Origin of the sequence: Marivivens niveibacter (assembly GCF_002150005.2) — a bacterium.
GTDB lineage: Bacteria > Pseudomonadota > Alphaproteobacteria > Rhodobacterales > Rhodobacteraceae > Marivivens > Marivivens niveibacter.
The window spans coordinates 915,488-937,057 of record NZ_MSPP01000001.1 but is presented as its reverse complement, the minus strand read 5'-3'; the positions used below and the strand labels follow the sequence as shown (position 1 = coordinate 937,057).

General features: G+C 55.0%; 24 protein-coding genes and 1 tRNA gene. 12 read left to right on the top strand and 13 right to left on the bottom strand.

Translation table 11 applies throughout. From position 1 onward, the window contains the following. Positions 1-22 precede the first annotated feature (22 nt). Positions 23-274, top strand: coding sequence for a hypothetical protein (locus BVC71_RS15325; RefSeq protein ID WP_133064492.1), 252 nt, complete (start codon positions 23-25; stop codon positions 272-274). A gap of 50 nt (positions 275-324) precedes the next feature. Here the strand turns inward: BVC71_RS15325 and BVC71_RS04570 are convergent, their stop codons facing one another. The 3 genes from BVC71_RS04570 to BVC71_RS04560 form a co-directional block, all read right to left on the bottom strand. Further along, on the bottom strand, positions 325-2,133 hold the full coding sequence (locus BVC71_RS04570) for an ABC-F family ATP-binding cassette domain-containing protein (RefSeq protein WP_086450412.1): 1,809 nt from the start codon (positions 2,131-2,133) through the stop codon (positions 325-327). Between the two features lie 39 nt (positions 2,134-2,172). After that, positions 2,173-2,925, bottom strand: a complete 753-nt coding sequence (locus BVC71_RS04565; RefSeq protein ID WP_086450684.1) for a GNAT family N-acetyltransferase — start codon at positions 2,923-2,925, stop codon at positions 2,173-2,175. Positions 2,926-2,993: 68 nt separating this feature from the next. Continuing rightward, complete coding sequence (locus tag BVC71_RS04560; protein ID WP_086450411.1) at positions 2,994-3,467, bottom strand: outer membrane protein assembly factor BamE; 474 nt, start codon at positions 3,465-3,467, stop codon at positions 2,994-2,996. 81 nt (positions 3,468-3,548) lie between these two features. On the opposite strand from BVC71_RS04560, the gene BVC71_RS04555 reads away from it, so the two are divergent. From BVC71_RS04555 to BVC71_RS04520, 8 genes are all read left to right on the top strand, one after another. Further along, a complete protein-coding gene (locus BVC71_RS04555; protein WP_086450410.1) occupies positions 3,549-4,106 on the top strand; it encodes a YceD family protein in 558 nt (185 codons plus the stop codon). Between the two features lie 160 nt (positions 4,107-4,266). Further along, positions 4,267-4,473, top strand: a complete 207-nt coding sequence (rpmF, locus tag BVC71_RS04550) for a 50S ribosomal protein L32 (RefSeq protein ID WP_086450409.1) — start codon at positions 4,267-4,269, stop codon at positions 4,471-4,473. Between the two features lie 34 nt (positions 4,474-4,507). Next, positions 4,508-5,605: a phosphate acyltransferase PlsX gene (plsX, locus tag BVC71_RS04545; RefSeq protein WP_086450408.1), complete on the top strand. Its 1,098-nt coding sequence runs from the start codon at positions 4,508-4,510 to the stop codon at positions 5,603-5,605. Between the two features lie 14 nt (positions 5,606-5,619). Continuing rightward, positions 5,620-6,591, top strand: coding sequence for a beta-ketoacyl-ACP synthase III (locus BVC71_RS04540; RefSeq protein WP_086450407.1), 972 nt, complete (start codon positions 5,620-5,622; stop codon positions 6,589-6,591). 84 nt (positions 6,592-6,675) lie between these two features. Next, positions 6,676-6,978, top strand: a complete 303-nt coding sequence (ihfA, locus tag BVC71_RS04535; RefSeq protein WP_086450406.1) for an integration host factor subunit alpha — start codon at positions 6,676-6,678, stop codon at positions 6,976-6,978. 4 nt (positions 6,979-6,982) lie between these two features. Next, positions 6,983-7,573 (top strand): MerR family transcriptional regulator, encoded by a 591-nt coding sequence (locus tag BVC71_RS04530; RefSeq protein ID WP_086450405.1) that lies wholly within the window; start codon positions 6,983-6,985, stop codon positions 7,571-7,573. A 91-nt stretch (positions 7,574-7,664) separates the two neighbouring features. Continuing rightward, positions 7,665-7,741, top strand: a tRNA-Pro gene (locus BVC71_RS04525). A gap of 53 nt (positions 7,742-7,794) precedes the next feature. Next, entirely contained in the window at positions 7,795-8,871 is a 1,077-nt protein-coding gene (locus BVC71_RS04520; protein ID WP_086450404.1) for a 2'-deoxycytidine 5'-triphosphate deaminase, read from the top strand. Between the two features lie 56 nt (positions 8,872-8,927). Here the strand turns inward: BVC71_RS04520 and BVC71_RS04515 are convergent, their stop codons facing one another. The 6 genes from BVC71_RS04515 to argS form a co-directional block, all read right to left on the bottom strand. Then, complete coding sequence (locus tag BVC71_RS04515; RefSeq protein WP_086450403.1) at positions 8,928-9,125, bottom strand: hypothetical protein; 198 nt, start codon at positions 9,123-9,125, stop codon at positions 8,928-8,930. 2 nt (positions 9,126-9,127) lie between these two features. Continuing rightward, positions 9,128-9,814, bottom strand: a complete 687-nt coding sequence (gene scpB / locus BVC71_RS04510; RefSeq protein ID WP_086450402.1) for an SMC-Scp complex subunit ScpB — start codon at positions 9,812-9,814, stop codon at positions 9,128-9,130. Beyond that, positions 9,807-10,607 (bottom strand): segregation and condensation protein A, encoded by an 801-nt coding sequence (locus BVC71_RS04505; protein ID WP_086450401.1) that lies wholly within the window; start codon positions 10,605-10,607, stop codon positions 9,807-9,809. The genes scpB and BVC71_RS04505 overlap by 8 nt, the downstream gene beginning before the upstream one ends. An 8-nt stretch (positions 10,608-10,615) precedes the next feature. Next, the gene (locus BVC71_RS04500) at positions 10,616-11,599 is read right to left on the bottom strand and encodes a glycoside hydrolase family 3 N-terminal domain-containing protein (protein ID WP_086450400.1); all 984 of its coding nucleotides are present in this window, start codon (positions 11,597-11,599) and stop codon (positions 10,616-10,618) included. Beyond that, a complete protein-coding gene (locus tag BVC71_RS04495; protein ID WP_086450399.1) occupies positions 11,600-12,619 on the bottom strand; it encodes an SPOR domain-containing protein in 1,020 nt (339 codons plus the stop codon). Positions 12,620-12,694: 75 nt separating this feature from the next. After that, complete coding sequence (gene argS / locus BVC71_RS04490; protein WP_086450398.1) at positions 12,695-14,437, bottom strand: arginine--tRNA ligase; 1,743 nt, start codon at positions 14,435-14,437, stop codon at positions 12,695-12,697. A 119-nt stretch (positions 14,438-14,556) separates the two neighbouring features. Here argS and BVC71_RS04485 point away from each other — a divergent pair, with 119 nt between their 5' ends. Continuing rightward, positions 14,557-15,642 (top strand): hypothetical protein, encoded by a 1,086-nt coding sequence (locus BVC71_RS04485; protein WP_133064491.1) that lies wholly within the window; start codon positions 14,557-14,559, stop codon positions 15,640-15,642. On the opposite strand, the gene BVC71_RS04480 is transcribed toward BVC71_RS04485, so the two are convergent. Together BVC71_RS04480 and BVC71_RS04475 are read right to left on the bottom strand one after the other, a co-directional pair. After that, positions 15,619-17,478 carry a cation:proton antiporter gene (locus BVC71_RS04480; RefSeq protein WP_086450396.1) on the bottom strand — a complete coding sequence of 620 codons (1,860 nt, stop codon included), beginning with the start codon at positions 17,476-17,478 and terminating at the stop codon, positions 15,619-15,621. The two genes, BVC71_RS04485 and BVC71_RS04480, sit on opposite strands and share 24 nt — an antisense overlap. Further along, positions 17,468-18,643 carry a deoxyguanosinetriphosphate triphosphohydrolase gene (locus BVC71_RS04475; protein ID WP_086450395.1) on the bottom strand — a complete coding sequence of 392 codons (1,176 nt, stop codon included), beginning with the start codon at positions 18,641-18,643 and terminating at the stop codon, positions 17,468-17,470. Before BVC71_RS04475 ends, BVC71_RS04480 begins: the two co-directional genes overlap by 11 nt. Positions 18,644-18,720: 77 nt before the next feature. On the opposite strand from BVC71_RS04475, the gene BVC71_RS04470 reads away from it, so the two are divergent. Together BVC71_RS04470 and xth are read left to right on the top strand one after the other, a co-directional pair. Continuing rightward, positions 18,721-19,044 (top strand): HesB/IscA family protein, encoded by a 324-nt coding sequence (locus BVC71_RS04470; RefSeq protein ID WP_086450683.1) that lies wholly within the window; start codon positions 18,721-18,723, stop codon positions 19,042-19,044. 78 nt (positions 19,045-19,122) lie between these two features. After that, entirely contained in the window at positions 19,123-19,905 is a 783-nt protein-coding gene (xth, locus tag BVC71_RS04465) for an exodeoxyribonuclease III (protein ID WP_086450394.1), read from the top strand. Here xth and BVC71_RS04460 read toward each other — a convergent pair. Beyond that, positions 19,902-21,056 carry an FAD-dependent monooxygenase gene (locus BVC71_RS04460; RefSeq protein ID WP_086450393.1) on the bottom strand — a complete coding sequence of 385 codons (1,155 nt, stop codon included), beginning with the start codon at positions 21,054-21,056 and terminating at the stop codon, positions 19,902-19,904. The two genes, xth and BVC71_RS04460, sit on opposite strands and share 4 nt — an antisense overlap. Before the next feature lie 3 nt (positions 21,057-21,059). Then, positions 21,060-21,482 (bottom strand): RNA polymerase-binding protein DksA, encoded by a 423-nt coding sequence (dksA, locus tag BVC71_RS04455; RefSeq protein WP_086450392.1) that lies wholly within the window; start codon positions 21,480-21,482, stop codon positions 21,060-21,062. Positions 21,483-21,570: the final 88 nt, after the last annotated feature.

Below are 21,570 nucleotides of genomic sequence, written 5' to 3'. Positions count from 1 at the left end.
ACATACATGCCAAATGCGACATATGAGTATCTTAACACCCCTCCCGCCGCAAACTCCGTTCCTTTCGCGTCTATTCTACGCCATGCCGTTAATCGGATGGATGGCGCGTGACGTGGTATTTGGATCGAAAGACAACATCTATTACGCATTGGTCACAGTCCTGACCGTCTGGATCGTCGCGATCCTGCATTGGGGCTATCCCGCGTTAATCATTCCATATCTGGCGATGGTCCCAGCGATGTTCATTATCCTGATCCGTATCTCGCGCGGATAGAACGACAAAGGGGGGCCAGCGGCCCCCTTTTCAATCTTTGCGCCACCGGTTCAGGCGCCGTCTTTTTCCATCAGCTCTAGCCATTCCTCTTCGGCGGCGGCGACAGCGTTTTGGCGCTGAACCAAGGCTTCGGTCGCCTTTTGGAATTTGACGGGCTGTTTTGTGAACAGCTCTGGATCGGCCATCAATTCCTCTAGCTTTGCGATCTCGGCATTCAGTTTGTCGATCTCGGCGGGCAGCGCCTCTAGCCGGTGTTTTTCGGTAAACGTCAGGCCGGATTTTTTCTGATCCGTTTTGGGTTTGTCCGCTGGTTTATCTTTGGGTGCGGATTTCGCGACCGTCTCGATGGTTTCTTTGCGCTGTGCCATATAGTCGGTCCAGCCGCCTGCATAGACGGTGGCTTTGCCGTTGCCTTCCATCGCGACAGTTGTCGTCGCAACGCGGTCCAGAAAATCGCGGTCGTGGCTAACCAAGATGACGGTACCATCATAGTCGTCCAGAATTTCCTGCAGCAGATCCAGCGTTTCGATATCGAGATCGTTGGTCGGTTCGTCCAGTACCAGCATATTCGACGGTTTCGCCATCAGTTTAGCCAGCAGCAAACGCGCCTTTTCGCCGCCGGACAGAGATTTAACGGGCGCGCGGGCCTGACGTTCGTCGAACAGATAATCCTTGAGATAGGCGACAACGTGTTTCGGCACGCCGCGCACCATCACCTGATCGGCACGGCCGCCGACACGCATATCGGGATCACCTGTCAGGCTGTCCCACAATGTCATTTCGGGGTCCAACTGCGCGCGGGTCTGATCGAACACGGCGATTTCTAGGTTGGTGCCTAGTTTGACCTTGCCCGCGTCAGGTTCGACCTGCCCCAGTATCATTTTGATCAGCGATGTTTTACCAACGCCGTTCGGGCCAACAAAAGCCACGCGGTCACCACGTTGAATGGTGATGTCGAAATTCGAAATGATCTGTTTGTCACCAAAGGATTTCTGCAACCCTTCGACCTCGACCACCTTTTTACCCGAGGTCGGACCAGATTCGATGTTCAGCGCGGCGGTGCCCTGACGTTTGATCATGGACGCGCGTTCAGCGCGCAGATCCTGCAGCGCACGAACACGGCCCTGATTCCGTTTACGACGGGCAGAGATGCCTTCGACCGCCCAGCGGGCTTCGGCTTTGATTTTGCGATCCATCTTGTGGATCATCATCTCTTCTTCTTCCCAAATTTTATCGCGCCACGCTTCGAACCCTTCGAAACCGGTTTCTTGGCGACGCACGGCGCCGCGGTCGATCCATAGGGTTGCGCGGGTCAACGCACGCAGGAATGCGCGGTCGTGGGAAATCAGGACATAGGCCGCTTTGGTGGTTTTCAGTTCGTTTTCCAACCACTGCACCGCTTCGATGTCCAAATGGTTGGTCGGTTCGTCCAGCAGCATCAGTTCGGGCGCTTCGGCCATTAGTTTGGCCAATGCCGCGCGGCGACGTTCACCGCCTGATGCCGTTGCAACGGGGCGATTGGGGTCGAATTTCAAACCTTCGGCCACCATTTCAACGCGGTAGGCTTCGCCTTCGGGCAGTTCGCTGGATGCATAATCGCCCAAAGTTTCGAACCCTTCCATCGTGGGGTCCTGTTCCATATAGCCGACGGTCACGCCCGGCGGGACAACGCGGTCGCCCGTGTCCGCCTCGATCAACCCAGCCATGACTTTCATCAAGGTGGATTTACCCGAACCATTGCGGCCAACTAGGGCGACTCGGTCCCCCGACTGGATCACAGCCGAAAGATCGGAAAACACAGGATCCCCGCCAAAAGTCAGGGAAATATCGCTAATCTGAAGTAAAGGTGCACGTGCCATAGCGCAGCAGCTAATGCCGCGCCCGAATTTGCGCAAGCCCTATCCTGCAACGGCCCGCAGTGCCCGTGCCCGCGCAGGCGGGATTGATTTGATTTCCAGTCCGGTAAACACATGCAGCGTGTTTAAATCCGTATCCACCACAGCATGATCACTGACCCAACCGCCCATCATGAGATAGGTTTTCAATAGCGGCGGCATACGCCGCATCGCGGCTTTGCGGTCCAGTGGCCTGCACAAACGGTCGGCGGCAAAGCGAAAGACATTCGGGGCTTTGGTTTTCGGCAACCAAGGCGCGGGGGCCAGATGACGTTCCGCCAACATATCAAATGCGTCTAAATAGGCCTCTTGGTCGGTGCCAATGAACGATGAACACCCGAACAACAGCTCAACACCGTGGTCGTCCACAAATTTTGTCATAGCGCCCCACGCGACGCGCAAAATGTCAGGATCAATCACATCGGGATGAATGCAGAACCGGCCCATTTCTACCATTGGGCCGTGATAGGCACGCAAAGATGACAGTTCATAATACTGCGCGGAATAACTATCGCCGATCTGATCGGCGGTCAGATACATCAGGCGAAAACAACAAACCAATTGGCCCGAACGGCGATCCGTCACCAACATATGCTGACAACGATCATCAAAGGAATCAGCATCGATTGGATCCGGCCGTTCCGCTGCACCGCCACGAATGAAACACATGTAACGTAGCTTTTGCGCCATACGTAATTCGGCGTCCGTGGTCGCCAAATGCGCGTCATAAAGGCCTTTGCGTAACATCACATTCATCGTCAGCCCATTCACAATACCATCACGGGCAGCAGTACAGGTGATTTGTAACACCTGTGTTAGGCGAATTACCCGTCCCCAAAGACGCTCGTCGGATCGAAGTTGCCGATCGACGACAGCAACTGACGTAGCAGCGTTGTATCGCGCAGATTGTCATCGGTCACACGGCGCGACAACGAAACAACGCGGCCCTGTTCAACGCCGAATGTTTCCACGTTACGTGCAACGCCATTGCCGTCAAAGGTCACCGCGACAACTTTGCGATCCAATTCTTTAGGTGCCAGCGCACCATAGTGACGCATTCCGTAAGAAATATAGTACAGACCGCCCTGATCTAACACACCACCAGTCGTCGGCTGGCCCAGTTTTGCGATCACATCATCACGGCGGTCGCTGCCCAGATTAACGGTTTCGATTTGCGAAACTTCTGGTGTGTATCCGTGGCGGTCAATCCGTTCCACACAGCCCGATACCAGAAATGCAGACGCACATACCGCTGCCAAAAACGCTTTGGAACGGTTGTTTGGTTGGAATTTGAACATAGCTGCCCTCTTGTATCGCCTGCCCGAGCCTTTTAATCGGCTTACATTAGGTATGCCCTATAATTCAAGAAAGGAAGCATCATGGCCAGCACAGACAAGACAATCCTACGTCTACCGGATCTGCAGAACCGTGCCGATACCAGCTTTGCCATAGAGCCTGATGCAGAAACCCGCGCGAAAATCCGCGATGCACTGGGTATTAATGCACTGCGCAAACTGAGGTTTACTGGCAAATTGGTGCCTATTGGTCAAAAAGATTGGCAATTGGTAGCGGAATTGGGCGCAACTGTGGTTCAAGACTGCGTTGTCACGCTGGAACCAGTCACAACACGGATCGACGAAAAAGTGATCCGTAACTACATGGCTGATTTCGTCGAAGAACCACAAATGGGCGAAACCGAGATGTTCGAGGATGAAACCATCGAACCTTTGCCCACCACAATCGACCTGTCCGTGATCATGGAAGAATCGCTATCGCTTCATATTCCAGACTTTCCACGGGCCGATGGCGTCGAATTGGGACAGGCTGTTTATACTGAACCAGGCGTAAAACCGATGACCGACGAAGACGCCCGCCCCTTTGCGGGTCTGGCATCATTGAAAAATGCGCTGGACAAAGGCGACAAAACAAACGATTAACCGCCGCAGAAATAGGGTTGCGTTATTACTGAATCGCAGTATGTTCGCGGCTCTTTCCAAAGAGGCTCGACAGGCTGCGTCTTTTATCCTATGACGCCCGCGATCTTCTTTTGAACAACGAAACACCGGGCCATGTGCCCCCGAATGGATAGGTAGAGACATGGCAGTTCAGCAGAACAAAGTCTCCAAATCGCGCCGCAACATGCGCCGTGCTCACGACGCTCTGGTTGCAGCAAACCCAAACGAGTGCACCTCGTGCGGTGAGCTGAAGCGCCCACACCACGTGTGCCCTTCGTGCGGTCAGTACGACAACCGTGAAGTTGTTGCACAAGCAAACGACGTCGATCTGGACGAAGACGCAGCGTAAGCTGATCTAGGACTTTAGGGTGGGAGCTGACGGGATGGATACGTCCAACGCGGCTAGCGGAGCGCCCGTAGTGCTATCAGTCGACGCTATGGGCGGCGACAAAGGACCTGCGGCAATTGTCGCGGGTCTTTCGCTTTTCCTGAAAAAGGAACCGAACGCCCGTATCGTGCTGCATGGGGATCAGGACACCCTGAAACCTTTGGTCGAACGGAAACGTTTGACCGACCGCGTAGACATTCGTCACGCGGACACAGTCGTTAAAATGACCGACAAACCATCGCAGGTTTTGCGCCATTCCAAAGGCACGTCGATGTTGTCGGCGATCAATTCCGTTCGCGATGGCGAAGCCCACGCATGTGTATCCTGTGGCAACACGGGTGCATTGATGGCGCTGTCGATGCTTCGACTACGCAAGGCAGACGGCGTGAACCGCCCTGCAATTGCTTGCATGTGGCCATCGCGTAACCCCAGCGGTTTCAACGTCATGCTGGATGCGGGCGCAGATATTCGCGCCGATCAAGACGATTTGCTGACCTATGCGCTGATGGGCGCGTCGTATGCGCGTAATGGTATGGACCTGCCCCGCCCGCGCGTCGGGTTGCTGAATGTCGGCGTCGAAGAACACAAAGGCCGCGCCGAACTAAAAGTCGCGCATGAAATGATCGCCAAGGCCGCACCTGCTGGTGATTTCGAATACATCGGCTTTGTCGAAGGTGGCGACCTGCCATCTGACCGCGTTGATGTGATCGTGACCGACGGCTTTACCGGCAACGTTGCGCTTAAAACCGGCGAAGGAACAGCCACGTTGATCTCTGACGCGTTGCGGGATGCGTTCAACGCCACGATTTTTTCCAAAATCGCCGCGCTATTCGCAATGACATCCCTGCGCCGTCTGAAAAAGCGGATTGATCCACGCCGCGTGAACGGTGGTGTTTTCCTTGGCCTCAATGGCACAGTGATCAAAAGCCATGGCGGCGCGGACGCTATGGGGGTTTACGCTGCGTTAAAACTCGCCTATCGCCTTGGGCAACAAGGGTTTTCAGACAAACTGGCGGCTCGGGTTGCCTCTGCGGCATCTTTAGCGCAAGATTACCACCAAGACGGTGAAAGCAAAGCTGAAGCCGACAATTAAGGCGAGCATATTTCATGACTATCAGAGCTGTTGTCAAAGGCGTAGGCCACTACCTGCCAGAGCGCGTGGTTCCTAACAGCTGGTTCGAGGACAAGATCGAAACATCCAACGAATGGATTGTATCGCGATCCGGTATTGAACGCCGTCATTTTGCTGCCGAAGGCCAAACAACATCCGATCTTGCCACGCAAGCCGCCAAATCCGCGCTGGAAAACGCAGGTATTGATGCTGCCGACATCGACGCAATTGTATTGGCGACATCGACCGCGGACCTGACATTCCCGTCGGCCGCAACCATGGTTCAGCACAATATCGGCGCGACCAAAGCCTTTGCTTTCGACCTTCAGGCCGTCTGCGCGGGATTCGTTTTTGCCCTGACAAACGCCAACGCACTGATTCAGGCGGGCTCTGCCAAACGTGTAATTGTCATTGGTGCCGAAACATTTAGCAGAATTCTGGATTGGGAAGATCGCGCCACTTGCGTCTTGTTCGGTGACGGCGCAGGCGCGGTTATTCTAGAGGCTGAAGAAGCATCCGGAACCAGCGATGATCGCGGCATCCTAGCGACCGATCTAAACTCTGACGGGTCCTATCGTGACCTGCTGTATGTTGATGGCGGCGTATCCACTCAGACAACCGGCGTTCTGCGCATGGAAGGCAAAGAAGTGTTCCGTCACGCGGTCGAAAAACTGGCACAAACGGCCCATAAGTCTTTGGAAACAGCCGGACTTTCGTCCGACGACGTCGATTGGGTTGTCCCGCATCAGGCCAATATCCGCATCATCCAATCCACCGCCAAAAAACTGGGCGTTGGAATGGATAAGGTGATCGTCACGGTTCAAGATCACGGCAATACATCGGCGGCGTCAATCCCGCTTGCGTTGTCTGTCGGCGCATTCGAAGGCCGCATTAAACAAGGCGATCTAATCGTCACCGAAGCCATTGGCGGCGGCCTGGCTTGGGGTTCTGTGCTGCTTCGGTGGTAAGGTAATTAACACCTGCCAAGTCCTTGTTATTGACTCTGAAATTCGGCTCTGGCTAAGCTTTGGTAAGTAGCTCAGGGGGATGAGATGTCTGAAAAAACTTTAACCCGTATGGACCTAGCCGAAGCTGTTCACGCCGAAGTCGGTCTTTCCCGTAACGACAGCGCCGATTTGGTCGAAAGCGTGTTGGAACATATCTCGGACGCGCTGGTCGATGGCGAAACCGTCAAGATCAGCTCTTTTGGCACCTTTTCCGTCCGCGAAAAGGCAGCTCGCGTTGGCCGCAACCCAAAAACAGGTGAAGAGGTTCCGATCTCTCCACGTCGGGTGCTGACCTTCCGCCCAAGCCACCTGATGAAAGACCGCGTCGCGGCAGGCAACAAAGGCTGACCTGATGAAGAAATCCCGTGACGCCTTTCGCACAATTAGCGAGGTGTCCGATTGGCTGGACACGCCCGCACATGTTTTACGGTTTTGGGAAACCAAATTTTCCCAGATCAAACCGGTGAAACGTGCGGGGGGACGCCGGTATTACCGACCACAAGACATGGAACTGTTGGGCGGTATTAAACAATTGCTCCATTCAGACGGGATGAGCATCAAAGCCGTTCAAAGCCTGATCAAAGAACAGGGCGCAAAACATGTCGCCGCTCTTGGGCCATCACTCACGGCCCCTGCCCCCGAACCGGTGGAAAAATTGCCCGTGAAAAACGACGACACTGTGATCGAAACAGTCATGAAACGACCGGCGGCGAACACACCCGTCGATGACGAACCCGCGGCTATGGGCGATTTGTTTGGGTTTGAACCTGAAACGAACGTTGTTCAACTGCCAACCGCAAAACCAGCACCGACCGCTGACCGCGCCATGGTTCTTGGATCTTTGGCCGCAGCACCGGTCGAAAAACTCGCCGCACGCGCAGCAAAAATCGCACCCCTTGCAGCCAAACTGGCGGAGCTGCACGGGCGCATGTTGCGCGACTAATCACGTAATCGGTCTATTTCGGAAAACCTATCGTTTTCGATGCTTTGCCCTCTTGCCCTTGTGCGCAAATCGGGTATTTAGGCCACCACGTCGGGCTATAGCGCAGCCTGGTAGCGCGTCCGTCTGGGGGACGGAAGGTCGCAGGTTCGAGTCCTGCTAGCCCGACCACTAACAACCGCCCGCCCGCAAAATGGGCGGGCGTTTTTGTATCGGAGGGATTGATGACCGGCGTTCTACCCAGCCAACGAATTAAACAGCTGATTGACGACGGCGCCATTTCCGCGACCGATCCATATGTCACAGGCCAAATTCAACCTGCCAGCTTGGACCTGCGATTAGGAACGGTTGCGTACCGTGTGCGTGCATCGTTCCTGTCGGGCGAAGGTCGGACCGTTGCCGACCGTCTAGAAGAATTTGAAATGCACCGCGTCGACCTGACAAACGGCGCTGTTCTGGAAAAGGGCTGCGTTTACGTGGTGCCGCTGATGGAATCCTTGGCACTGCCAACAGGTATCCAAGCGGTCGCCAACGCGAAATCCTCAACCGGTCGTTTGGACCTGCTGACCCGTACCATCACCGATGGCGGTGTCGAATTTGATCGCATCGCACCTGGATATACGGGCCCTCTTTACGCTGAAATTTGTCCGCGGTCCTTCTCTGTTCTGGTCCGTCCCGGGATGCGGTTGAACCAGATCCGTTTCCGGTCAGGCCACGCTGTTTTGACAGACGACGAATTGCGCGCGCTACATACCGAAACCCCTTTGGTCACTGGCACGCCCGTTATTGACGAAGGCTTAGGGTTTTCCGTCGATCTTGCCCCTGAAAACGGGACTCTGGTGGGCTATCGCGCGAAACCGCACACAGGCGTGATCGATCTGGACAATCTGAACCATTACGATCCTGCCGAATATTGGGAAGAGATACACACCAAAGACCGCCAGATCATTCTGGACCCTGGTGCGTTTTATATCCTTGTGAGCCGCGAAGCTGTCACCATTCCGCCCATGCAAGCAGCCGAAATGGCGCCCTATTTGGCCATGGTTGGCGAATTTCGCGTCCACTATGCTGGTTTCTTTGACCCCGGTTTCGGCCATGCAGAGGCTGGCGGTCAGGGATCACGCGGTGTGCTGGAAGTACGCTGCCACGAAGCGCCGTTTGTTTTGGAACACGGTCAGGTCGTCGGACGCCTTGTGTACGAACAAATGGAAACGCTTCCAGATCAACTTTATGGCCGCGAAATCAAATCAAACTATCAGGGTCAAGGGCTCAAGCTTTCCAAACATTTCCGCTCCGCCTGACGCTTTAACTGGGCGCGCTGAAATGGAATGCGGGGCGACCAGCCCCGCGCAATTGACTAGCGCATCTTCATCATACGGCGGATCGTGCGAAATGCGCGCGATGCCCGCATCATGTTGTGATTTACCTGCTGTGCTTTTCGGCGCTGCTCAGGCGTGTCTGTTTTGTTGCCTGTCACTCGATCTTGGATCGCACGGCGCACACCGCGTTTGCCCAATGTACGGATCAGCAATCGAATAATTCGTTCGGTATTCATGGTTATTCCTCAATGAACAGGTCTGCCTGTTCGTCATCATCATCGTCATCATCTGGATCCCGATCATCGATCTGCCCCGCACCGGGCGGTGGCCGGTTATCCAGTAGACCAGCCGAACGCAATTCTTTTAGCCCCGGTAGGTCACGGGCGCTTTCTAGACCAAAGTGATCCAAGAACTCTTGTGTCACGACAAAAGTCACAGGCCGACCCGGAGTCATCTTACGCCGACCAAAACGGATCCATTCCATTTCAATCAACTGGTCAATCGTACCGCGCGACACGGAAACGCCGCGGATTTCTTCGATTTCAGCGCGGGTAATCGGCTGATGATAGGCAATGATCGCCAGTGTTTCGATCGCGGCACGGGACAGTTTACGAACCTCGACGGTTTCCTTTTGCATCAGATAACTTAGGTCTGGCGCTGTGCGCAGTGCCCAAGCGTCCCCGATTTTGTTCAATCGCACGCCGCGTCCTTCGTACCGACGGGCCAGCATGGCGACCGCTTGCGCTGGATTACAGCCGTGCGGCATCCGTTTTTCCAATTCGCGGATCGTCACCGGTTCTGTACTGGCAAATAAGATCGCTTCGACCATGCGTTCCTGTTCGGCCATGTGCGGCGCATCAAACAGGCTATCTTCCTGTTCGTTTTCATCTGGCGTGAGGTCTGTGGCTTCGGTTTCGTCAGTCATCTTTCACAGCCTTTCGCCTGATTTGAATGGGTGCAAAGGTTTCCCCCTGACGCAATTCAATCTTGCCCTCTTTCACCAATTCTAGCGACGCGGCAAAGGTTGCAGCGGTCGCAGAACGGGTCCGCATAGCGTCGCCCTGCCAACCATCTGGCATATACATCACCAAATCTGTCCATTCTCGCGCAAAGCCGATCAATGGTCGCATTCGCTCTAGTGCACGTTCCATCGTGTCGACATGTTCGCGGTCCATCACGAATGGACGAAACTCATCCTTGGTTCGAATACGCGCATAGCCTTGCATCAAATCCAGCAGGGTTGCCGTATACCGTACCTTGCGGACGCGTTCGAAATCTTCGGGCACGCCGCGAACGAAAAAATCACGGCCCTTTTGATCCCGCGCCATCAGGTTCGCCGCAGCATTGCGCATCGCCTCTAGCCGCTCTAGCTGAAACGCAAGGTGCGCGGCCAATTCTTCACCCGATGGTCCATCTTCGGTCGGATCGGGTGGCAGCAAAAGGCGCGATTTCAAAAACGCAAGCCACGCCGCCATCACCAGATAATCCGCTGCCAATTCCAACCGCAATTGTTTGGCTTTTTCGACGAACGCTAAATATTGTTCGGCTAAGGCAACCATGGAAATCTGCAAAAGGTCGACCTTTTGCGTGCGTGCCAGCGACAGCAGCAGGTCCAAAGGGCCTTCAAACGAACCGACGTCAACGACCAACGCTTCGGCGGCGACCCGCTCTGAAACGCTCATTTTCTGATCGTTGAATAGTTGTGTTTGTTCGGCCATTCAGGTCCTTACGCTATCAGCGTCCCAAATTCGGCCTCTAATGCCTTTATGTCAATGGTTTCGGGCGTCTGGCGGCATTTCAGCGCCATTTCGCCCCGAATAGCCGCATCTTTTGTCATCGCGCCGCAGGTCGCCGCGATGGCCTGCATTTCATCCGCCTTGCCGTTGCAATGCAAAACAACGTCACAGCCTGCATCAATAGACAGTTTTGCGCGATGTTCTACGGGGCCGTCTAACGCCTCCATCGAAATATCATCGGTCATCAGCAGACCGTTGAACCCAATATCGCGGCGGATCAGGTCAATCATATCCGCGTTCTGGGTCGCTGGAGCGGTTCCGGCCTCAGGATAAACGATATGAGCGCTCATCCCCATTGGCGCATCATTTACCGCACGAAACGGCGCGAAATCCCAATCCTGCGCAACATCTAACGCAACATCGGCGACAGGTAGACCCAGATGGCTATCAACCTTGCCACGCCCATGACCGGGCATGTGTTTGATCACAGGCAAGACGCCACCGTCCAAATGACCATGGATGGATGCGCGCGCGTTTGCAGCGACCTCGGTCGGCGTTTCGCCCATGCATCGGTTTTTTAGAAATGGATGCGTGTCAGACTGCGCGATGTCACAGGTCGGCGCACAGTTCACGTCAATCCCGACTGACCGCAATTCATCTGCAATGATGCGATAGCGCAGATAAAACGCGCGTTCTGGATCCTTGGCCAAACGGGCTAGCTCCAGTGGCGGCATCCACTGACGCCAATGCGGCGCGGTTAGGCGTTGAACGCGCCCGCCTTCTTGATCGATCAGTATTGGCACGTCGCGCCCAACGGTGTCGCGCAAATCACGACAGAGCGCCCGCAATTGATCGGGGCTTTCAACGTTTCGCGCGAATAGGATGAACCCATATGGATCCGCATCCCGAAAAAACGACCGTTCCCAAGTTGAAACCTGCGCCCCTAAAGGCGCAAGGATATAGGCACCCGCCATTTATTGCAGCACCACAGGGACGCAATCGACACCTTCGGCCAGTAGGGCCGCACAGAACCGCCGTGTGTCGGACAGATCGTCAAAATTCACAGCGCGTAGACGATAGAAAACCCGACCGCCGCGTTCAGCGCGTTGAATGACGTGAGTTTTGCCTGACATATAATCAGGGAACTGCGCGTTAAAACGAGCCCATTCGGTTTGGGCGACTTCGGCGCTGTCATACGCCCCGATCTGAACTAAGTTGGTTCCCAAAGCCAATGCTTCGGACGCGGCCAGTGCCTGATCAAATGTGCGGCCTGTTGCAACGGGAGCGGCCGCAGGCACCGCAACACTGGTGGTGGCACTAGCAACGACCAGATTTGCAGGGCGAACAGTTGGACGCGGCGATTCAGAGACGCCCGGAACGGATGCGGGAATGATGTCTGCGATGAAATCGGTGGAAACGCCGTTGATCGACGTTTGCACAGGCGGCACATCATCAGCTGCAACGGTCGACAACGGATCAACGCCGGCGGCGATGTTATCGGCCATTTTCAAAATATCTTCGACCGTCATTGGCTCTGACGAAGCGGCGACCGGGGTCGCAACTGCTTCGGCTTCTGGCTCTGCGGCTTTTTCCAAAGCTTCGGCTACGCCTTGGGCCACCACCTCTCCTGCTTCGGCGGTTGGCATTACGGCCAAATCTTCGGCTGGCAACGCTGCCGTTTGCGGTGCAAGCAAAACCGCTTCGGCCTCTTCAGGTGCCGTTGCTCCGCCCAGTGCGGCGACATCATTTACGGATAGGCCCAGATTTGGTGCGATTTCGCCGCCGGGATTGCTTGGCGCTTGGCGCATTGCGCCTTCCATTGCGCGAACGACGGGCACGCCCGTCACATCGCGCATGACCAATTTATAACCCCATACGCCGACGCTTGCCACGACGGCCAAGGACACACAGGCCCCTACAACATTGACCAGTTTACCGGTGTTCAGCTTACGCTCTGCTTGATGCGGAGCGCGCACATCAGAATACGCTGCCATTTCGCCTATGCCGCGGGGCTTGCGCGCCCGCGTCCCTCAATTCGTTGCCTGCTCGAGCCCGGCGAAATGGATGCTTTAGCGCATCTCTGTTGCCGGTTTCACGCCCAAGATACCCAAACCGTGCGATATGACAACCGCCACGGCCTTGATCAAAGCGATTTTCGACTGACTTGTTGCAACATCACCCTCTTGGATGAAACGAAGCGACATGTCGTCATTCCCTTTATTCCACAGTCCATGCAATTCCGACGCCAATTCGTACAGGTAGAACGAAATGCGGTGCGGTTCGTGGCCTTTGGCGGCGATTTCAACCAGACGTGGCCATTCAGCCAGTTTTTTGACGACAGCGATTTCGGCATCCGACGCCGCTTTGGTCAGGTCAGCGGCTTGCAGCGCTGCATCCGATACGTCGATCCCCTGCTCTGCTGCTTTGCGCAGAACGGAATGCACACGGGCCGATGCATATTGCACGTAGAACACAGGGTTGTCTTTGGACTGTTCCAACACTTTGTCGAAATCGAAATCCAAAGGCGCATCGTTTTTACGGGTCAGCATGTGGAAACGGGTCACGTCCGCGCCCGCCTGTTCAACGACATCGCGCAAGGTCACAAAGGTGCCCGCACGTTTTGACATTTTGAACGGTTCGCCATTTTTGAACAGTTTCACCAGCTGGATCAGTTTGATGTCCAAAGGCACCTTGTTGTTCGACAGCGCGGAAACGGCGGCCTTCATCCGTTTGACGTAACCACCGTGGTCAGCACCGAAAATGTCGATCAGCTGGTCGAAACCGCGATCCACTTTGTCATAGTGATAGGCAACGTCAGGCGCGAAATAGGTCCATGCGCCGTCCGATTTTTTCACAGGGCGGTCAACATCGTCACCGTATTCGGTCGATTTGAACAAAGTCTGTTCGCGTGGTTCCCAATCCTCTGGCACTTTGCCTTTGGGTGGTTCTAGCACGCCTTCGTAAATCAAGCCCTGAGCCTGCAAACGTTCGATGGCGTTTTCAATTTGGCCCGTGCCGTACAGCGCCTTTTCGCTGCTGAACACATCCATTTTCACGCCTAGCAGCGCCAGATCGTCACGGATCATATCCATCATCGCGGCGGTGGCGAATTCGCGGATATCCGCTAGCCATTCCGATTCTGGCTGGTCGATCAGGCTGTCGCCGTATTTTTCCTTGAGCGCTTCACCAACTGGGATCAGGTAATCACCTGGGTACAGACCTTCGGCGATGACAGGTTCCAGACCGTTGGCTTCGCGGTAGCGTTCGAACGCGGAACGCGCCAACACGTCAACCTGTGCACCTGCATCATTGATGTAGTATTCGCGCGTCACGTCATAACCCGCATAATCCAGCAGCGACGCCAGCGCGTCGCCAAAGACAGCACCGCGGGTGTGACCGACATGCATAGGGCCGGTTGGGTTCGCAGAAACATATTCGACGTTAACCTTAATTCCCTCGCCCATAACCGAACGGCCATAGGTGTCATCGGTCAACGCGGTCTTAACGATCAGCGGCCAAACATTTGCAGCCAAACGCATGTTCAAGAAACCAGGCCCTGCAACATCGGCAGAGGCCACACGCTCATCGGCGATCAACCGCGCAGCCAAGGCGTCTGCAATGTCACGTGGCTTGGACTTTGCAGGTTTGGCCAATACCATCGCAGCGTTGGTAGCCATATCGCCGTGCAATGCATCACGAGGAGGCTCTACCGCTACGTTGGAAAAATCTAGGCCCTCAGGCAGCTGGCCTTCGGCTGTCATAGCGGTCAGGCAGTCAATGACCAAAGCGCGGATATCGGAAAACAGGTTCATTTCATCGTCTTTCTCGGGTTCGCGCTGGGTTTAACACGGCCAATTCAAAGGTCAACGGCCAGCTGCGCCATGCTTTCAGGTAGGTTGTGTTATTCGAGTGAAACGGTAAAGGTCAGAACATGGTAAAGTTGAATATAGTCGTCATTTTTACGATGGGCTGTGTGATGGGCCTATTGTCGCTTTTGATACGAAGCGAACTGAGTAATCCTGCCTTGTCGCCCGTATTATCCGCACTCGGCGGTGACGACCCCCAAGCCCTGTATGAATCATTTGTGCATTTGCATGGTGGGCTAGGCACAGCCCTGTTTTTCTTTGTGGCATCGTTTCTGGCGTTCGTTGCCCGTAGTAAAGATGCGCGCGCTGCCCATGTGTGGGGCGGTATCGCCGTTGGGCTGGGAGCTTTGCAAATTCTGATCGCCATCTGGGCGTTTGGACACGGCGTTGCACCAAACTTCGTTCCAGAAATCAGCCTTATCGTACATCACCACCACACGGATGCGCCGCAAACGTGGTACCAGATCATACTGGGCGAAGAATTCATGCAGGTCACTGCGCTGACTCTGACGTTATTGGCCTGCGCATCGACCTTGTGCATATCGTCCGCCTACAGGATCGGCTCTGCACTGATGATGGCACTTACGCTATGCACGTTCGCGCTTTATGCGTTTTTCTTTCTTAAAACGCATTCTGACATCGGACTGTCACTGTATATCATGCCAGAGGTCGTTTTGTTGGCGATCCTTGCGATCGTTTTGGTAGATCCCAACCGCGTCGATCAACCCTACCTTACGATAGGTGTCAGTGTTGTCTTGGTGGCAAGCCTTGCCTTTGACCTGCTATCCACCATGACTGACGAACAGCTGCAAACCGACAGCTATTTCTACATCGCCAACAAACATTTGGCGCAGCATGGTCTGATGGTTTTCGCGTTTTTCAGCGCATGGTCGGAATGGCAAAACCAGACCTTTGATCGCGGACTTGAATGGCTGCACGCAGCAGCAATCGCGCTCGCGTTTTCTTTGACCTATGTGCCACTGATGATCATCGGACGCAAAGGCGGAATGCGGTTCGATCTAGATACGGCAGCGACATATTCAGACCTGAACTACCTTTCCACCTTGGGCGCCTATTCGTTGATTGTCTTGATTGCGGCAGGCATATTTCTGCCCAAGTACCGCAAACTACGGGGTCAAATCGTCGGGTAAGTTTGGCGTGACTTTCGCAGCTTCGCTTTCCAGACTTCCGGGGGGCAGCATGGATATGATCTGCACATCCGGCCCAGGTTTGACCTGATCGTCCTTTCGGACGAACCGAATATCACCCGCCGCATTCACAAAGGCATAGATCACAGCATTCGGACGTTTTTGACGCCAATCGTCGAATGTGAATTCTTCGGTCAAACGCGTGACACGGAACAACCAGCCCTTACGCATCAAATCACGCAATTCATGCAGCGTTTTTTCATCGCCGAAATGTTTGCCGCCCAACGTGGCGGGCAAACTATGCCGCGCGCTGTCAGATTTTTCGCGCACCAATTGATACACGCGATCCCGCCCAAATTCAGGGGCAAGGTCGGTCGCGACCAATGTGTTATAGGCATCGTTGTCCGTTGCCGCGACGACAGTACCATAGCTCACGAATTCCAATCGGTCCTCTGCCGCTTCGGACAGAATATCGCCGGTGAATGTTGGCACACCTGCTGACCGCGCTGTGCGCAATTTGGCATGGTTAGGATCGGTGACGACTACAGGAACAGACGCCTTTTTCAACGCTTCGGCCAATGCTGTGGACCAGGTCGACCCACCTACGATAATCACGCCGGGAACCCCTGCCCCTGTCAGCCCCAGCCAGCGCGCAACAGGCGCAAGCGTGAAGCCGTGCAGAACAACCGTCGCGGCGACCAGAACAAAGGCCAATGGACCAACCAAAGCGCCATCCTCAACACCGATCGCGGCCAGTCGTTCACCAAACAAACCTGCAACAGCCACCAGAACAACACCGCGCGGGCCAGTAATGGCGACCAACAGCTTTTCTTTGAACGGGATATCGACACCGATCAACGAAATCAGAACAGTCGCAGGACGCGCGACCAAAATCACCAGAGCGACGAACAGGGCCGCGTGCCAATCTAGTCGCGCCAAGGCTTCGAATTCTAGATTTGCAGCCAATAGGATGAACACACCCGACACCAGCAGCACGGTCGCGTGTTCTTTGAAACGGCGCAGTTCGGTGTAGCTGGGCAAATTTGCATTAGCGATCCAAATACCCATGATCGTTACAGCCAGCAGGCCGCTTTCGTGTAGAACAGTGTCCGCCAATGCAAAGGTCAGCAAAAGCACCGTAAACAGCACTGGAACCTTCATATATTCAGGAACATAGGCACGTTTGAACGCGCGAGCGATACCGTATCCCGCAACGACGCCCAACACTGTCGCCAGACCGATACCAACAACGAAATCCATCGTGGCTGTGCCAGCGTCTGTTGCCGTATTTCGGACCATGACGACTTCGAACGCCAAAACAGCGGCCAAAGCACCAATTGGGTCGTTCAGGATGGCTTCCCACTGCAACAAATTGGCGGGGCGTTTTGCCAATCGCGCCTGACGTAGCAGCGGCGCGATCACGGTTGGACCCGTCACAATCATAATACCGCCGAACACAGCGGCCGTTTCCCATCCAATGCCAGCACCATAATGCAGTGCCAAAGTTGACGCCAACCATCCTAGCGGCGCGCCGATAAACACCAACCGCCGCACGCCAGCCGCCGCATCGGACAGCGAATGGAAATTCAGGGTCAGGCCGCCTTCGAACAGAATGATGGCCACGGCGATCGCGATCATGGGCGATAACAGATTGCCAATATCCCGTTGCGGATCAAAAACGCCCAAAACGGGCCCCACGATAATGCCCGCCAATAGCATCAATACGATCGCAGGCATCCGCAAACGCCAAGCAAGCCATTGTGATCCCACACCCAATGCGCCCACCAGCGCAAACGCCATAACTGGCGACAATGCGCCTGAAGCTGCTTCAACCGACATTTGTAACCCTTGTCCGTTCAATAATATCAGATCCTGTCAGGCGCGCGTGTTCTTGAATTGCGAACCTGTCGGTCATTCCGGATATGTAGTCACAAACAATTCGGGCAAGGTCGACTTCGGTCTTAACCTCTGCCAAATCCTTGCGCCATTGTTTCGGCAGATGGCTGGGATCAGCCATGAAAATCGGGAACAGATCCTTGACCGCGCCTGTCACATGCTTGCGCATCTCAACCACACTGGGGTGGCGATACATGCGTGTAAACAAGAACTTACGGATCACTTTTAAATCAGCCCACAGCGCCGGAGAGAACTGTACCATCATACGGCCAGCCTCGCGGACATCCTCGACTGATTTCGGGTCCAATTCGCGCAGATTTTCTGTTGTAACCGCGATGACATCTTCGACCAAAATGCCAAAGAACCGGCGCAATGCCTCGTGGCGGCGGCGGTAGTAATTCAGACCGGGGTATTTCTTATCCACCTCGGCCCAGCAGTCGTGCAGGATCGGCAGGTCCGCCAATTCATCCGTGCTGAACAATTCGGCGCGCAGACCGTCATGCAGGTCATGGTTATTATATGCGATGTCATCTGCCAAGGCCGCGACCTGCGCTTCGGCGCTGGCGTGGGTGTGCAGTTCCAGATCGTGTTTGGCGACATAATCTTGCAGTGCCCATGGAATATCGCCCGTCACTGGGCCATTGTGTTTTGCGATGCCCTCTAACGTTTCCCACGTCAGGTTTAGACCGTCAAAATCGGCGTAGTGGCGTTCCAGATTGGTCACGATCCGAATGGCCTGCGCGTTGTGGTCAAAGCCGCCGTATGGCTCCATCAACTCATGCAGCGCGTCTTCGCCCGTGTGACCGAACGGAGGGTGCCCCAGATCGTGGGCCAGCGCGATCGCTTCGGCCAATTCTTGGTTCAAACCGATGGTGTTGGCCAACGTTCGCGCGACCTGAGCGACCTCGATCGAATGGGTCAGGCGCGTGCGGAAATAATCGCCTTCGTGTTCAATGAAAACTTGGGTTTTATGTTTTAAACGACGAAAGCTGCTTGCGTGGATAATACGATCACGATCCCGTTGAAATGGGGAACGAAAATGGCTTTCTTCTTCGGGGTATAATCTACCGCGGGACCGCGATGGATCGGTCGCAAATGGCGCGCCCATGTTACCTGCCTTGCCTTGTTGTGTTTGCCTAATGGTATTATAGTGAATGCAAGGATCAACTCATAGGCCTTAAAATGCTGAATTTACCACCAAATGTGACCAATCGGGCGTTTGAACGCCTGTCTGAAATCGGTGCTGCCGCCCAAGGCAAAGCGCTGCGGATCGCGGTTGAGGGCGGTGGATGTTCGGGTTTTCAGTATAACATCGACCTAGACACCCCTGCTGACGATGATGTGATCTTTGAAGGTGCGGGCGAAAAGGTGATCATCGACCCGACGTCTATGCCGTTTTTGGCAGGCGCGACCATCGATTTCACCGAAGAACTTATCGGCGCACGTTTCGCCATCGAAAACCCGAATGCGGCATCGTCCTGCGGCTGCGGCACGTCGTTTTCTATGTGATCTGGCGGCGCCTTTAGTTTCGGGTTGTCCTGACGCCGCCCACGCGGCAAAACAGGGGCAACAAACCGGAGGCGCCCCATGAAAATCGCAACGTTCAACATCAACGGTATCAAAGCGCGATTTGAACGCCTGACCGAATGGTTGCAAGACAGCCAGCCCGACGTTGCACTGCTGCAGGAAATCAAATCGGTCGACGAAAATTTCCCGCGCGAACATTTCGAAGATTTGGGCTATCGCGTCGAAACCCATGGCCAGAAAAGCTTTAACGGGGTCGCGATCCTGTCGAAACTGCCCCTAGAGGATGTCACTCGCGGACTGCCCGGTGACGATAGCGACGAACAAGCCCGCTGGATCGAAGCATCCGTGATCGGCGACAAAGGTGCTGTGCGCGTTTGTGGTTTGTATCTGCCAAACGGCAACCCTGCCCCCGGTCCGAAATACGATTACAAACTGGCGTGGATGGAACGCCTGCACAAACGCGCACAGGATTTGCTGGCCGATGAAATGCCCGCGCTGATGGCCGGCGATTACAACATCATACCTCAAGCCGAAGACGCCAAACGCCCCGATGCATGGCGCGAGGACGCTCTGTTCCGCCCAGAAAGCCGCGAAGCGTTCCGCAAAATCCTAAACCTTGGCTTTACCGAAGCATTCCGCGCCCGCACCCAAGGGCCGGGCCATTATTCATTCTGGGATTATCAGGCAGGCGCATGGAACCGCGATGACGGCATCCGCATTGACCATTTTCTATTGTCGCCGCAATGCGCCGATCTGATGCTGGATTGCTATATCCAGCGCGATGAACGGGCCAAAGAAAAACCATCCGACCACGTTCCAGTGTGGTTAGAGATCGACCTCTAACCCCCCACATCATAACGATAAAGCCAATCAAAGCGCCGCAAGAATAATTGCGGCGCTGTACGTGCAATTGCCTGAATGGCGGTTTGACCAGCAATCCGTTTGATGCCGTCCAAATGATAGTTCACGGCATTTGCATTGGCCGCGTTGATCGCGCGGCTGACCCGCGGCTGACGTGCCTTCTGATAGGCTGACAGGGCCGCGTTCAAATCATCGGTTCCGTTGGTGAATTTGGCCAAGGCATAGGCATCCTCTAACGCCAAATTAGCGCCTTGTGCCAAAAACGGCAGCGTCGGATGGGCTGCATCGCCCAAGATCGCCATCGCCCCTTTGTGCCAGACAGTGGCAACAGGATGCCGGAACAGCCCCCACAGACGAACGTCATCAACACGGGCTAAAATATCGCGCAACTCAGGCGCGCAATCGGCAAAAGCAGACCGCAGAGAATGAGGCGTGTCGGCATGGTGCCAACCTTCGGCCGCCCATTCCGATTGTTCACGCACCGCCACGATATTGAGCCGCCCACCTTTTAACGGATAGGTCACGACGTGTTTTTTGGGTGCCATCCATATGCGCGCGACAGGTTCGGCATCTTGTGCGGGCACAATCGCGCGCCATGCAACTTGGCCTGTGAAAAACGGTTGATCTGTGCCGTTCAGCAAAGGACCGACGACAGAATGCAATCCATCGGCCCCGATGATCAAGTCAGCCTCAACCGTGTGACCATTTTGAAAAGTGACCGAATTTTCGCTGAAATGCGTGGCTTTATGACCCGTGTGAACCGCCAAACCCGCGTCCAGACATGCCTGATGGATCAAATCCAATAGGTCAGCGCGGTGATAGAAACGATAGGGATGTCCCTGCCCGACTTGCAGGTCGAAACGACCCAGCACACGCCCCGACAGTCCGTCCATCGGCCACAGCGCTTGGGCCATGATACTGTGATCAGCGCCATCTAGCCCCAGCGCAGCTAATACCGATGCGCCATTTGGCGTGATCTGGAGACCCGCGCCAACCTCGGTAATTTGGGGTGCTTGTTCAAACACCTGAACGTCTGCACCCGTGCGGGCAAACGAAAGGGCGGCCGCGAGACCCGCGATACCGCCCCCGATAATCGCGACCCTCCGGCTGGAATTGGCGCCGGTGGTCAACATTTTTTAGTCGTCGCGGTGAACTTTTTCGCGGCGTTCGTGACGCTCTTGCGCTTCTAGCGTCATGGTCGCGATCGGACGCGCATCCAGACGTTTCAGGCTGATTGGCTCACCAGTCATTTCGCAATAACCGTATTCGCCGTTTTCGATGCGGCGCAGGGCTGCTTCGATTTTGGACACCAGTTTGCGTTCACGGTCGCGCGTACGCAGTTCCAAGGCGCGATCGGTCTCTTCGGACGCACGGTCAGCAATATCAGGGATATTGCGAGTGCTTTCCTTCATGCCCTCAATCGTGTCGCGGCTTTCTTCGACAATTTCAGCTTTCCATGCGATCAGCTTGCGGCGGAAATATTCCAGCTGCTGGTCATTCATGAACGGTTCGTCCTCGGCGGGACGGTAGTCATCCGGTAGAAAAATCTCGGCCTTCATCTCGTTACCTTTAGTCGAACTTCTGGCCGTCAATTTGGGTTGTTCGGCCATCAGCCACTCCCTTTCCTCGAGGCATCCTTTACTCTCT

Coding starts and splice junctions, on each gene's coding strand:
- argS (WP_086450398.1), bottom strand. CDS start 14,437: ATGAACCTGTTTTCCGATATCCGCGCTTTGGTCATTGACTGCCTGACC.
- BVC71_RS04555 (WP_086450410.1), top strand. CDS start 3,549: ATGGCCAGCACAGACAAGACAATCCTACGTCTACCGGATCTGCAGAAC.
- BVC71_RS04520 (WP_086450404.1), top strand. CDS start 7,795: ATGACCGGCGTTCTACCCAGCCAACGAATTAAACAGCTGATTGACGAC.
- BVC71_RS04530 (WP_086450405.1), top strand. CDS start 6,983: ATGAAGAAATCCCGTGACGCCTTTCGCACAATTAGCGAGGTGTCCGAT.
- BVC71_RS04560 (WP_086450411.1), bottom strand. CDS start 3,467: ATGTTCAAATTCCAACCAAACAACCGTTCCAAAGCGTTTTTGGCAGCG.
- BVC71_RS04505 (WP_086450401.1), bottom strand. CDS start 10,607: ATGGCCGAACAAACACAACTATTCAACGATCAGAAAATGAGCGTTTCA.
- ihfA (WP_086450406.1), top strand. CDS start 6,676: ATGTCTGAAAAAACTTTAACCCGTATGGACCTAGCCGAAGCTGTTCAC.
- xth (WP_086450394.1), top strand. CDS start 19,123: ATGAAAATCGCAACGTTCAACATCAACGGTATCAAAGCGCGATTTGAA.
- dksA (WP_086450392.1), bottom strand. CDS start 21,482: ATGAAGGCCGAGATTTTTCTACCGGATGACTACCGTCCCGCCGAGGAC.
- BVC71_RS04540 (WP_086450407.1), top strand. CDS start 5,620: ATGACTATCAGAGCTGTTGTCAAAGGCGTAGGCCACTACCTGCCAGAG.
- BVC71_RS04500 (WP_086450400.1), bottom strand. CDS start 11,599: ATGGCGGGTGCCTATATCCTTGCGCCTTTAGGGGCGCAGGTTTCAACT.
- BVC71_RS04480 (WP_086450396.1), bottom strand. CDS start 17,478: ATGTCGGTTGAAGCAGCTTCAGGCGCATTGTCGCCAGTTATGGCGTTT.
- plsX (WP_086450408.1), top strand. CDS start 4,508: ATGGATACGTCCAACGCGGCTAGCGGAGCGCCCGTAGTGCTATCAGTC.
- BVC71_RS04460 (WP_086450393.1), bottom strand. CDS start 21,056: ATGTTGACCACCGGCGCCAATTCCAGCCGGAGGGTCGCGATTATCGGG.
- scpB (WP_086450402.1), bottom strand. CDS start 9,814: ATGACTGACGAAACCGAAGCCACAGACCTCACGCCAGATGAAAACGAA.
- BVC71_RS04495 (WP_086450399.1), bottom strand. CDS start 12,619: ATGGCAGCGTATTCTGATGTGCGCGCTCCGCATCAAGCAGAGCGTAAG.
- BVC71_RS04515 (WP_086450403.1), bottom strand. CDS start 9,125: ATGAATACCGAACGAATTATTCGATTGCTGATCCGTACATTGGGCAAA.
- BVC71_RS15325 (WP_133064492.1), top strand. CDS start 23: ATGAGTATCTTAACACCCCTCCCGCCGCAAACTCCGTTCCTTTCGCGT.
- BVC71_RS04565 (WP_086450684.1), bottom strand. CDS start 2,925: ATGAATGTGATGTTACGCAAAGGCCTTTATGACGCGCATTTGGCGACC.
- BVC71_RS04475 (WP_086450395.1), bottom strand. CDS start 18,643: ATGGGCGCGCCATTTGCGACCGATCCATCGCGGTCCCGCGGTAGATTA.
- rpmF (WP_086450409.1), top strand. CDS start 4,267: ATGGCAGTTCAGCAGAACAAAGTCTCCAAATCGCGCCGCAACATGCGC.
- BVC71_RS04570 (WP_086450412.1), bottom strand. CDS start 2,133: ATGGCACGTGCACCTTTACTTCAGATTAGCGATATTTCCCTGACTTTT.
- BVC71_RS04485 (WP_133064491.1), top strand. CDS start 14,557: ATGGTAAAGTTGAATATAGTCGTCATTTTTACGATGGGCTGTGTGATG.